The organism is Bartonella sp. SL320 (assembly GCF_059687635.1).
The window spans coordinates 155,007-167,312 of sequence record NZ_CM185143.1 but is presented as its reverse complement, the minus strand read 5'-3'; the positions used below and the strand labels follow the sequence as shown (position 1 = coordinate 167,312).

The 12,306-nt window shown below is 36.6% G+C and carries 10 protein-coding genes, 1 tRNA gene and 1 pseudogene; 3 read left to right on the top strand and 9 right to left on the bottom strand.

Features of this window, described 5'->3' with window-relative positions:
• Positions 1-9: 9 nt before the first annotated feature.
• Both lptM and argH read right to left on the bottom strand, forming a co-directional pair.
• A complete protein-coding gene (lptM, locus tag AC6ER8_RS00650; RefSeq protein ID WP_497078486.1) occupies positions 10-192 on the bottom strand; it encodes an LPS translocon maturation chaperone LptM in 183 nt (60 codons plus the stop codon).
• Between the two features lie 74 nt (positions 193-266).
• Positions 267-1,659: pseudogene (argH, locus tag AC6ER8_RS00645) on the bottom strand (argininosuccinate lyase).
• Positions 1,660-1,693: 34 nt separating this feature from the next.
• Between argH and AC6ER8_RS00640 the strand changes: the two are divergent.
• On the top strand, positions 1,694-2,392 hold the full coding sequence (locus AC6ER8_RS00640; RefSeq protein WP_497078484.1) for a TlpA family protein disulfide reductase: 699 nt from the start codon (positions 1,694-1,696) through the stop codon (positions 2,390-2,392).
• Positions 2,393-2,399: 7 nt separating this feature from the next.
• Here the strand turns inward: AC6ER8_RS00640 and AC6ER8_RS00635 are convergent, their stop codons facing one another.
• The 7 genes from AC6ER8_RS00635 to AC6ER8_RS00605 all read right to left on the bottom strand — a co-directional run bounded on the left by AC6ER8_RS00635 (position 2,400) and on the right by AC6ER8_RS00605 (position 10,379).
• Positions 2,400-2,876, bottom strand: coding sequence for a YaiI/YqxD family protein (locus AC6ER8_RS00635; RefSeq protein WP_497079691.1), 477 nt, complete (start codon positions 2,874-2,876; stop codon positions 2,400-2,402).
• Positions 2,877-2,911: 35 nt separating this feature from the next.
• Positions 2,912-3,763 (bottom strand): YihY/virulence factor BrkB family protein, encoded by an 852-nt coding sequence (locus AC6ER8_RS00630; RefSeq protein WP_497078482.1) that lies wholly within the window; start codon positions 3,761-3,763, stop codon positions 2,912-2,914.
• A gap of 813 nt (positions 3,764-4,576) precedes the next feature.
• On the bottom strand, positions 4,577-5,509 hold the full coding sequence (locus tag AC6ER8_RS00625) for a prephenate/arogenate dehydrogenase family protein (RefSeq protein ID WP_497078480.1): 933 nt from the start codon (positions 5,507-5,509) through the stop codon (positions 4,577-4,579).
• Between the two features lie 1,091 nt (positions 5,510-6,600).
• Positions 6,601-7,641 carry a DNA polymerase III subunit delta gene (gene holA, locus AC6ER8_RS00620; protein ID WP_497078478.1) on the bottom strand — a complete coding sequence of 347 codons (1,041 nt, stop codon included), beginning with the start codon at positions 7,639-7,641 and terminating at the stop codon, positions 6,601-6,603.
• Positions 7,642-7,645: 4 nt separating this feature from the next.
• A complete protein-coding gene (locus AC6ER8_RS00615; RefSeq protein WP_497078476.1) occupies positions 7,646-8,440 on the bottom strand; it encodes an ABC transporter ATP-binding protein in 795 nt (264 codons plus the stop codon).
• Positions 8,433-9,329 carry an ABC transporter permease gene (locus AC6ER8_RS00610; protein ID WP_497078474.1) on the bottom strand — a complete coding sequence of 299 codons (897 nt, stop codon included), beginning with the start codon at positions 9,327-9,329 and terminating at the stop codon, positions 8,433-8,435. The genes AC6ER8_RS00615 and AC6ER8_RS00610 overlap by 8 nt, the downstream gene beginning before the upstream one ends.
• A gap of 72 nt (positions 9,330-9,401) precedes the next feature.
• Entirely contained in the window at positions 9,402-10,379 is a 978-nt protein-coding gene (locus AC6ER8_RS00605; RefSeq protein ID WP_497078472.1) for an ABC transporter substrate-binding protein, read from the bottom strand.
• 183 nt (positions 10,380-10,562) lie between these two features.
• On the opposite strand from AC6ER8_RS00605, the gene AC6ER8_RS00600 reads away from it, so the two are divergent.
• Positions 10,563-10,637: transfer RNA gene (locus AC6ER8_RS00600), tRNA-Gly, on the top strand.
• A gap of 645 nt (positions 10,638-11,282) precedes the next feature.
• Positions 11,283-12,092, top strand: a complete 810-nt coding sequence (locus AC6ER8_RS00595; protein WP_497078470.1) for a GNAT family N-acetyltransferase — start codon at positions 11,283-11,285, stop codon at positions 12,090-12,092.
• Positions 12,093-12,306: the final 214 nt, after the last annotated feature.

Sequence of the window (12,306 nt, the reverse complement as noted above, 5' to 3'; positions counted from 1 at the left end):
ATTCTCCTCCTACTTTATCAAACGATCAAGAATAAAAGGTTTATCATCTTCACTTTTAGCAACAGATGTTCCCTGCACAGGCTTTTCCACGCTTGTAAGAGGAGGCATCTCTAATGACCCTTTACGTCCACACCCAGCGACACAAAAGCCCAAAAAAAGGACAATCATTAACCCCTTCACTATAATTTTCATCTGTCCTCGTTCCTTATCTCGATCTCTTTTTACCTTTAAAATACAATTACTCAAGCGCTCATAAGATGCTTTTTCTAATATGCAATTTGCAAAAGCACCTCTGAAGGTGTTGTTCTTCTAAAGCTTTTGCAACTTTTAACAGATTTTTCAACAGTCAAAACATCAAAAGTATCGGATTGATATCAGAACAAATCACCTGAAGTTCATCGAATGATAAATCTTAAAGGCGACATTTTTCCTTTCTGCTAATGCCACCCTTTCTGTCAATGCCACAACTTGCCCTGTCATGTGATATGCTTCACGAAAAGAAACCCCTCATTCGCGGATAAGTCAATCAGCAAAAGCTGAAGTTATTGCATCCCCGCAATCCACTACTTATTGCATAGCTCCTTCATTTACTTCCAAATCAGCAATTATCCCTGTCATTGCTACTAATGATAATTCCAAACTCAAAGCCCCATTAAATACATATTCTTCATCTTCTTGTATATCCTTTGAATAAGCAAGCGGTAATCCTTTTATCACCGTTAATAATCCCATAAGCGCTCCATTCAATCAACCTGCTTTCGCCCGTACTCACTCCGCCGTATCAGGATTTCTCTTTTGTGGCATAATTGACGACTCCGTTAAAAAGGCATCTGACAAATGAATAAAACGAAACGGTTTACTTGACCAAAGAATTATTTCTTCTGCTAAACGCGAAAAACACATCACAAAAAGCGCCAGCACTTAAAAAAATTCTAATACAAAGTCACGATCAGAAACACTGCCAATTGAATTGCGCGTAAATAAATTGCGTATAGGGTGCTAAAAATTAAGAGCTTTTTCTGTCCATAAAGTGATCAATCAGAAAACTTGTTCCTGCCAAAACGGTAACCTCAAAGGCGATTCATTCATCCGCTCAATGGCATCATACATCCGCGATAAATCGCAACCAAATATTTCAACATAAGCCATCCTATAATGCCCCAATGTGACGAATTGAGCCAATTGTAAATACGTAAAGCCTAGCATAAAGATATTGATGTATCGCTCTGCAAGAGTAAGCAATTGCTTTATCAACTCCTTTATAGCTTGTGCTATTTTCTGCAATGCCTCACGCACCTACAACCGCAAATCAACAGCCGCTTGATCATTGCGTGAACGTGCCGTATGCACATACCCAGCAACCGGACCAATCAACGCATAGAGCCGTGTTTCAATATTCATATGAAATATCTTTAAGCCTTTGTAAAAAAACAAATGTACCTCAATTTCTTGTAAAATAATTTTTAAACTTTTATAAATAAGACTGTAAAATGACCCGTGTTTGCGCTAACATCGCAGCATGAGAGAGCGAACCTTCAATATCTTGCCGATAGAGTTTTTTATCAACATCAATTGACGCGTTAATTTCTTCCATCACTGCAGTAAATCCTGCGATAAACTGTCCCCTCACATTTGGTTCTTTACCCTCTCATCTGTCATATTTAAAAGAACACCCATAAAAAGGATAAAAATCATGATTCCTCAAAGTGTTAATAGCCAAAATGAGAAAAACAAAAAGCGGAAAATCTTCATAGTATCCTTTTTTGTTGCCATCATCTTAGTTGGTGTTAGTTTATACGCAATAAAAAGTCATCATGACAAGAATGCGTCTTCTTTTGCCAACTCACTTTCAAAAGAAAATACCGAAAAAATGCAAGACAAAAAAATGATAGCAATTCAAAAAGCCGCAACAGGCTTTTTTGCTCACATGCGATTTATTGATAAGCCTTTAGATATGAAAAATCTTTCTTTTAAGGATATTCAAGGAAAAGATCACACACTGGCTGATTTTACTGGAAAACCGATACTCATCAATCTATGGGCTATCTGGTGCGTTCCTTGTCGCACCGAAATGCCCGAACTGGCGCAATTAAAACGTGAATTAGGTGGAGAAAATTTCGATGTCATAGCGATTAATATCGATAAAGCCGCTTCTCCTGAAAAAATTCAGCAATTTTTGCAAGATATTCATGCGGATAATTTAGTCTACTATCGTGATGAAACCATGAATATCTTCAACGATATGAGAAAGCAGGGACTTGCTTTAGGACTTCCTATTACATTTCTCATTGATAAAAATGGTTCTCTCATTGCGTCTTATAATGGGGCAGCGCCATGGGCTAATGATGATGCAAAAGCACTCATAAAAGCTGTCATGAAAGAAGAACAATAACCTAACCCTAATAACCGCGTCTTTTTAAACGTTGTATAATGACATCTAATGCTGACAAAAAAGCAGAACGATCTTTACCACAAAAAGGACGTGGTCCTCCTGTCACATGCCCCTGCTCTCGCAAATTTTCCATCAAATTGCGCATAACTAAGGCTTGACCGATTGAATTTGCATCAAAAATACGCCCCGTTGGCGAAAGACAACATCCCCCAGACTTTACAACCCGTGCTGCTAAAGGGATATCACTGGTTATCACAATACTCGCCTCATGCACATGTTCTACAATCCAATCATCAGCCCTATCAAGTCCATCAGAAACAATAATTCTTTCAATGAGTTCTTCATGGGGAAGAGAAAGAAAACGGTTTGCAACCATAAATGTTTTAAGCTGATAGCGATTCATCACACGATAAATTTCAGCTTTTACAGGACAAGCATCTGCATCAACCAACAAAGTAATGGCAGGTTTTATTCCTTGCCCCATCTTTTGGCTTTCATACGATCGACAGTTTTTTTCATTCATCGAGGAGATTGCCAATAATTGCGATAAAACATTATTGCAGCATTTATTTCACCCCCCAAAATAAAAATTGCGCTTAATATGTAAAGAAAAATTATGGCAACCATAATAGATGCTAACCCCGCATAGGTTGAAATATAATCAAACATCGTTAAATATTGCGCAAAAGCAAGAGAAGCCACAAACCATACAAACATTGTCACCACAATTCCTGGTAAAATATCTATAAATTTCCGCTTTCCTGCTGGAAGCCATTTATGAACAATCAAAAGACTGATAAACAAAACAATGACTGCAATTGTATAACGCCATAAACGAATAATCCCAATATATTCAGTCATTAAAAAAGAATGATTTTGCATAATTTTGATCAGCAAAGGTGATAAAATTAATAAAAAGCTCATCACAACAAGACCAAAAGCTCCAAGGATCACAAAAAACAAACTTTGAAAACGACAAAACAACAAACTCCGTCGGTCGGCCACTCGGTAAGCTTTATTTAAAGCCGTACGCAAGGCCTCTATTCCATTAGAAGCAAAATAAGCCGCTCCAATAACAGAAAGCGTCAACACACCTCCTTTATGAAGAGTTAAAACCTTGACAATTTCCTGAGATAAAGGCTCTGCAATAACATCAGGCAATAACTGCACCAATGCTTTAATTTTTTGTGGTGTATAGGTAAAAGCCCCGAGAAAACGAGCAAAAGATGTTCCAAAAATAAAGAAAGGAAAAAATGCTAAAAGCCCCGATAGCGCAACATGACTTGCAAAAGCACTTCCATTATCACGCCAGTAATGACTTATTGCATCACCAAAAATACGATAGCTCCACCAAAAGATATTTTTTAACAAACCTCAATACTTTCTGGTAACATCCTTTTTCAGTTATCTCACACTTTCTAAAAACCATCAAGACCTTAAAAACAAACATTTTTTAATATAAAGGGCAATAATCCATGCGGTCAAGTCTCACGCTATCCCAAAACTGAAAAGAATAAGCCAAAAAATTTTACCAATAAAATATCTTCTGTTTGAAGCGTTGTATTTCATATTAAGAGCCGCCCTCCATAAAAAAACGCAACAAAAATAAAATCTGGAGAAAAGATATTTTCCTACACGCTTTTTCACGCTAAAAAGCTTAAATTAAAAGGGAATAAATAAAAATGAGTTTCTACCTTTACTTGTTATATATCGTTCTCAAATGAAATTATTTTCCCACGTTAAAAGATAAATCAAACAGATAGCATACTCCAGCCCCAAACTGGCATACAAAAGCTAAAAAAACAAATACACTCAATCATCTTAATATTTATTTCAAATATACCATTGTGTGAAATTTAAATGTTGACGCGCAAGAAACAACAAAAGAACACGTTTTATGAGCAAAACAATATCATAAAACAAACTGAACTGGGAGCCTATCCTTATGAACTTCGCTCTCCTTTATACGGTTTTTTTCACCAAAACAACAAACGTCGCTTATCAGAATGCAAAAACCTTTTGAGAGCCCAGGATAGGGGAGAAAGGTAAGCGCCTCTTTATCAGCCTAAAGACTCTTAAACTGTATCTTCATCACAACGAACAGTCAAAAAAACAGATATTACGACCAAAAAGCATGATAAAAATTAAGCAAAATAACAACACAAAATTCAAAAATCTCTTATTTTACATTCCCTCTTTAGAAACGCTATGCCGCCCAAAATCAGGGGCATCAATTTCCTGCCCTGCATCAATAATATTACGACGCACAGCACGCGTACGGGTAAAAAAATTAAACAGTGTTTCACCGTCCCCTACACGAATTGCTTGTTCTAAAAAAGCAAGTCCTTCACTAAAGCGCCCCAACATTTCTAAAATAGCCTCTTTATTATGCATACAAATATCCCGCCACATAACGGGATCAGAAGATGCCAAACGCGTAAAATCACGAAAACCAGAAGCGGAATAAGCAATCACTTCGGAGTTTGTTACTTTTTCTAAATCACTCGCTGTCCCAACGGTATTATACGCAATCAAATGTGGCAAATGCGAAACAATTGCCAACACAAGATCATGATGCTTAGGCCCCATCTTTTCGACACGCGCCCCACAAGCTTCCCAAAACGCTGTCAATCGTGCTACAGCCGCCGCATCACTGTCTGCAAAAGGTGTTAAAATACACCAGCGATTCATAAATAAATCAGCAAAACCAGCATCTGGACCCGAATATTCTGTTCCAGCAATAGGATGTCCTGGAATAAAATGAACCGTTTTTGGCAACAAAGGCGCCATTTCTGTGATAACCAATTCTTTTGTAGAACCAACATCACTCACAATCGCCCCTAGCTTTAAATGATTATGAATAGTTTTTGCGACCTCTGCACTCGCTCCAACAGGAACGGAAATAATAACCAGATCAGCACCTTCAACAGCCTTTGCATTATCCGTTGTATAAGAATCCCCAAGTTCCAATTCGCGCGCTCTTTCCAGTGTTTCTTGACGACGTGTGGCAATAGAAATCTGAGCTGAAAGATTTTTCTTTTTAATCACTCTTGCTAAAGAAGATCCAATCAAACCGATCCCTATGAGTGCTATTTTTTCAAATTGAATATGGGACATCTTTCACCTTTAAAGATTCTTTGCAAATGGCAAAAAAGACAATTGTAAAAACCATAATTTCCTTGTCTGTTTTTTCAAAGAGTTATGCACAAAACATTAAAAAACTACAACTAAGGAATAAAGAATAACGCAATTTACTCATCATCACTTGTTCAAACGAACAACAGATCATGTTACCTAGAAAACGCAAAAAAATACGTAATGCAAAATGTAACACCAAGCTTAAAAAAATCCCCACTTCATTGCTTGCTAACATATAATGCATTGATTCATAAGCATAATTACATTATTTATATAGTGAAAAAATCTCTTAAATATCTCAGGCTTATTTCATTTTCAGCCTTCTTCTATTCAATTAATCAAAATTATATCTTTTGCCCCTCACAAGAGGAATAGCCTATGGATAAAAACACTTAAAAGAATAAATAAAAAGCTTCACATTCTCTCATGCCAAGAGTTATCGCAACATTAAAAGCAAGCAAAATACGTAGCAAGTGCTAGATTGTACTTTTGTTAAGCATAAAAACGATAATGCTCAATTGAATTTTATATTCTTGCACAAGGAACTTCACCGTTATAGCATTCATAAACCCCATCGTGAAATAGATATGACGCATGAAAAAATATTTCTCTTAATATTTAGCACGTATTTTAAAAATACCTAATATATCAGGAAAACACACAAGCCTTCTATCACCACATATTCAATGGGAGTATTTTACAGCAACAGTATAAAATTCTAAAACCACCCTCCTAAATAGAATACTCTATTTTAGCCACCAGACATCATACAACAATTGTAAATCTCAACAAAACCCAAAGAATAAAAGCTTCACGTAAAACTGTATTTTAAAATCTTTCTAAAACAGTACTCTCAATTTTTTCCATTGCATAAGAAATCTGTTCTCATTTCCAATATTTTAAAGCTTGTTCAATTATTTTTTTTCATTAAAAAATGGGAGGAGGTGCTTAAGAAACAAACGCAAAAGGTGATTTTCCTTCAATTTTTACCAGATAACACAACAGCTGCAATTACTGAAGATACCTTTGTGTCATCCTCAAAATAAAAAGTCATCACATTTTTTAAAATGTTAAGCTGCCATCTGACGTCGTGCAACAATTGTAAGCCCTAACAAAACTTGACGAATGATAGCTTCACCCAAAAGCGGATTTTTACGACTGTCTAAAACAGCACTCTCAATTCTTTCCATTGCGTAAGAAATCTGTTCTAACTTCCAATATTTTAAAGCTTGTTCAACAGTCTTTTTCCGTTGAAAAAAAATAGGAGGCCGTGCCTGAGAAACCACCGCGAAAGGTGATTTTCCTTCAACCTCTACCTGATAACGCAACAGCTGTAATTGCTGAAAATGCCTTTGTGCTGTACTCAAAATAAAAAAAAGCGTTCCATGCCCTGCTGCATGTCGATTAAAATGCGCTTCAAAGCTTGATATATCGCCTAACAAAAGAGCATCGATGACTTCATCTTGAGAAAGAGCACTAACATCACTTACAACAGCTTTCACATCCTCAAGAGTAATATGAACATCTTCAGCGTAAAGACAAAGCTTCTCTAATTCACCTCGTGATACAAGACGATCGGCTCCTAAACTTTCATGCAACCATCTGCGTGCATCCAAAGAAAGAGTCTTCTTAAACTGCGCTAAAACTTCATCAATCAAACCGTCAAGAGAACGCATATCATCGGCAAAACAAGGCAAAGCCATTGCACTTGAGGCCGTTTCAACAGCATTGCGCAACCCTGTTCCTTTTTTTAAATCACCTGCTTCAATGAGAATAAAACTTTTCTCTGGTGGTTTCTCAATTAAAAGCTTCAAGGCTGTAAGAAAATCTTTTTGGTTAGCAGCATTCGAAATCCATATCAAACGATCTCCTCCAAAAAGAGATACAGTACGCGCTTCATTTTCCAAACGTGCAGGCTCTTTATCAATTTCAGCAGCATCCAAACAAATTGTTGAAAATGGATCTTCTATTGCGACCTTTGTAAGCTTCGCAAAACGTTGTGCACGCTCACAAATAAGACCACGGTCTGATCCATAAATAAGAACAATAGGAAAAGCACGTGAAAAACGCGTTAGAAACTGATCAACCTCATGTGCTTTTTTCTGAGCCACACTATTAATCCATTAATAGTTCATCATCATCAAGAACTTCCCCACGAACTTTCTGAAACATACCAATTAAATCATTAACATCCAAGCCTTGACGTTCTTCATGACAGACATCCAAAATCACTTTTCCACCATGCAACATCAATGTGCGATCGCCATAATCAAGAGCCTGACGCATAGAATGGGTCACCATAATAGTCGTTAATTTTTTCTCTTCAACGATTTTTTCAGTCAATCGCATCACAAAATCAGCCATTCCAGGATCAAGCGCTGAAGTATGTTCATCAAGTAATAAAACATCCGCATGCGCTAACGTTGCCATCACAAGACAAACGGCTTGGCGTTGTCCACCAGATAAACTGTCCATAGGATTTTGAATATATGCCTCAAGACCAATACCTAATTGAGCAATTTTCTCACGAAAAAATTGCTTTTTTTCATGGTTTAAAGCTGAACGCAAACTACGACGATTTCCCCGAAGTGCCGCAAGAGCCAAGTTTTCTTCAATTGTTAAAGAACCACAACTTCCCATTAATGAATCTTGAAAAACACACGCAACCTTTCCAGCACGTTCACTGACCGATTGCCTAGAAACATTTTGCCCATTGATAACCACTTTTCCTGTCGAGGGAAGCGTTGCCCCTGCTAAAACACTGAGCAAAGTTGATTTACCCGCACCATTTGAACCGATCACGGTCACAAAACTACCCTGATCAATTTTGAGGTTAATATCAATTAAAGCCTGTTTTTCCAAAGGCGTTTGCGGTTTAAATGTAACCCCAACATGACAAAACTCAATCACGTTTACGCCTCCTCCAATAGCGTGGCACAACAAGAGTTAAAACAACCAACAGTGAAGTAATCAACTGAAGATCTGTCGATGTATCAATCCCAATGCCATTAGCTTCAAATGCAAATTGCACCGCCACACGATAAAGCACAGATCCGACAATACAGCTGATTATAATCCAAAAAATATTGCGTGTACGAAAGAGCGTTTCACCAATAATCACGGCAGCTAACCCAAAAACAATTGTCCCAATTCCACCGGTAATATCGGTGGCGATCGCAGTTTGAATATAAAGAGAACCACCAAGTGCAACACAAGCATTGGAAAGCCCCATACCAAAATAAATCAATGCTGATGTATGAACACCTTGCGCTGTCGCCATACGTGGATTAGCACCCATTGCGCGCATAGCCAGACCAATTTCACTTTCCAAAAACCGCCAAATCAAAAATGCCACAACCAATAATACAGTACCAACGAAAAGAGGACGTACAAAAATATCAGACAAACCAAACAGATTATAAAAGGGCGTTAAAGCTGTATCAGCAAGCGCTAAATTAACATTAGACCCTCCCATAATACCCATAATACGAAGATTAACCGTATAAAGTGCGGACATTGTTAAAATAGAAGCTAAAAGGTTTAAAATACCAAAACGCAAATTCAACAGAGCTGTTAATAGACCAGCAGCCATACCTGCAAAAAAAGCACATGCCATAGCTGTCCATGCATTAAACCCTAAAAGAATCAAAACACCACAGACACAGGACCCGAGAAGAAATGAGCCATCAACTGTTAAATCAGGAAAATCCAAAACGCGAAATGAGAGATAAACCCCTATAGCCACAAACGCATAAATAAGACCTAATTCCACAGCGCCAGAAAACGCAAATATATTCATGTAAAGATAATCTCCATGAACTCCATGAAAACTTAACGCACTTTTATTGTATCAACATCCTATCGACAAAAGTCATTGAATCACTTTTGTCGCACGGTCAATAACGGACTGAGGGATAACAATTCCTGCTTTTTCTGCTGCTTTCATATCAATTCGAATATCATTATTAGCCGCATGCACAACATCAATATCACCAGGCTTTTCACCCTTTAGAATACGCACAACCAATTTCCCAGCATCAACGCCTACATCATAGAAATTCACACCTTGAGTCATAAATGGCCCGCGTCCTATCGTATTAGCATCCACAGTAAATACAGGTATATTTGCTTCCTGTGTGACCTTTATTGCACCCTCTAAAACAGACAGAATCGTATTATCAGCAGGAACAAAAATAACATCGACCTTACCAATTAAAGCGCGCGTTGCAGCCTGAACATCGGAAGGCTTTGGGGCCGATGAAGGAATGATTTCAATTCCAGCTTTTTTTGCTACATCCTTTAACGTCTTAAGTGTTGAAACAGAATTTGCCTCAGAAGCATTATACAGATAACCAATTTTTTTCAAATCTGGTTTTACTTCTTGCAAAAGTTTAACACTTTCAGCAACATCTATACGATCAGAACTCCCTGTCACATTACCACCAGGTTTAGTCAAAGAAGAAACGATTTTAGCTCCAATAGGATCTGAAATTGCAGCAAAAACGATAGGAATTGTTTTTGTTGCCGCAAGCATTGTTTGCGCTGAAGGTGTGGTAATTGCGACAATAACATCGGGTTTATCACCAACGAATTTACGTGCAATTTGTGTTGCTGTTGAAATATTGCCCTGCGCTGATAAAAAGGTTAGCTGAAAATTTTCACCTTGCTTATAACCATTTTCTGCAAGAACATCTTCCACACCTTTACGAACAGCATCGGCAGCAGGGTGAACCATAATTTGTGTTAAAGCAACTTTAACGTGCTTAACCTGATCATCCGCTGTTGCAATACTGTTCATCATAAAAACAGCTGCAATGACAATCCCTAATATATTTATTCTCTTCAACATAATACCACCCCTCTCCATGCAAAAATTAAAAAAGGAATAATCTATTACTGAAGAATCTTTTAAAAGCAACCTTTATTTCATTGTATCGAAACGTAGACAAAATAAATCAAACTGATATGATTTTTTTTGTTGCAATTCTTAAAAGCCTAAGCCATACAAGCACAGTATATATCGAATCGATGAGCGGGTGTAGCTCAGGGGTAGAGCACAACCTTGCCAAGGTTGGGGTCGTGGGTTCGAATCCCATCGCCCGCTCCATTGAATTTTGACTTACTTAATTCTTCTATTTGTTTCTTACAGCTTAAAATTGTGATGTATCACTGGTGTCGTTTTTCAGCATATTATAGCTTACCAGCAGGTTTTGTGTATTTTGACACTAAATTTTGTACCAATTTATTTTTTCTCAAATGATCTTTAAGGGGTTCTCAAAGAATCTTAAGAAACCTTGCAAAGATTATTTTAAGATTCGTAATTTTTGTGAACATCTATTGATTTTGGATTTTAAATCATAAAATAACAATTCCTCTTTTAGGAAAGATTTTCCTAAAAGATCAGTGTAATTTGCGAGATCACTAAACTATGAAAAATAAGCTTGAAAAGCGAGATGACACCTTTCTTTTGGTCCATGATGTTGTTTGATAACAATTTTTATAACGATAATGCCAAGTTTGCCAGAGACATTTTTACCAAAGGCGTTTTCCAAAGGTGTTGATCATAGTCTCTTGTCCCCCTGAGGATAATTTTTTTAGTATTATTTTACTATTGGCAGCAGATCTTTTTCGGACTTACAGATTATAAAAGCTCATTTAAAAGAATTTTGGATTATCTTTGAGTTAATGGATTTTTGCACAACCCCCATTATAAAGATCAATGAGAAATGATAAGTAATGACTCGGAAAACAAATGTTAAACAAATCAAAAATTAACTTATCGTTAGAGAATAATTTTTATTCAAAGGTACGTTTTTTACCCAAATTATGCCCCAAAATGCAGGTTATCGATTTTCCAAATGGCGTGTCTTCTATTCATTCAACATTTGCTTCAGACACATTCAACATTATCTCTGCTAAAAATTTACAAGAAACGATACCAGCAAGCCAAGCAAAGTCCATAATTGATTCCTTTAATGCGCAAAAACTCCCTTTAGCTTGGTGGGTTGGACCTCATTCGTCTCACTATAAAATTGATGAAATTCTCTTATCTATTGGCTTAGAGCATGTCGAAACAGAGGTAGGAATGGCAGCCTTAGCACACGATATAGATTCACATATTACTTCTACGCCAGATAACTTAAAAATCAAAGAAGTTGAATCACTTCAAGATTTTATAGATTACGGAAATGTTATGGCATCCGTATTTGAACCTTTTGATGAAGAAGCAGTCATATTTTATAAAACAGTAGGAGGTTGTTATAAAAAAAATCCTAATGTGGATATGTTCGTTGGTTATATCAATAACAATCCTGTAGCCATATGTTTTTGTATTAAAGCGGATGAAATTGGAGGGGTATATGACATTGTCACCAATCCAGATTTTCAGAAAAAAGGTATTGGAACATTCATGACAAAAATTGCCATTGAGCATTTAAAAAGAAAGAAATGTCATGTCATTGGTATGCAAGCCTCTCAAGAGGGAATTAGCATTTATAAAAAGTTGGGTTTTATAAACTTTGATGAATTTAAAGTTTATTCTAATAAACACATGATCATTTAAGCATGAAGTTTTTTTTAATCACTTAAGAGAATTTACGATTTACAAATTGGCTTAGACAAGTGAAAAGTTTTTATTTGATATGGCAGACAATTTACCATTTGTTGCCGTTATTGATGAAGAGCGAGAAAAATATCCAGTTTTATCATAGTTTATGAGATGGTTCGTTTGTTCGTAAATTAATAGAAAAATTCTCCACTTTATATAAACTTTATAT

What these genes read in the sequence shown, in the direction of transcription:
- lptM (WP_497078486.1), bottom strand. Translation starts at nt 192, where the DNA reads ATGAAAATTATAGTGAAGGGGTTAATGATTGTCCTTTTTTTGGGCTTT.
- AC6ER8_RS00640 (WP_497078484.1), top strand. Translation starts at nt 1,694, where the DNA reads ATGATTCCTCAAAGTGTTAATAGCCAAAATGAGAAAAACAAAAAGCGG.
- AC6ER8_RS00635 (WP_497079691.1), bottom strand. Translation starts at nt 2,876, where the DNA reads ATGGGGCAAGGAATAAAACCTGCCATTACTTTGTTGGTTGATGCAGAT.
- AC6ER8_RS00625 (WP_497078480.1), bottom strand. Translation starts at nt 5,509, where the DNA reads ATGTCCCATATTCAATTTGAAAAAATAGCACTCATAGGGATCGGTTTG.
- AC6ER8_RS00610 (WP_497078474.1), bottom strand. Translation starts at nt 9,329, where the DNA reads ATGAATATATTTGCGTTTTCTGGCGCTGTGGAATTAGGTCTTATTTAT.
- AC6ER8_RS00605 (WP_497078472.1), bottom strand. Translation starts at nt 10,379, where the DNA reads ATGTTGAAGAGAATAAATATATTAGGGATTGTCATTGCAGCTGTTTTT.
- AC6ER8_RS00595 (WP_497078470.1), top strand. Translation starts at nt 11,283, where the DNA reads ATGTTAAACAAATCAAAAATTAACTTATCGTTAGAGAATAATTTTTAT.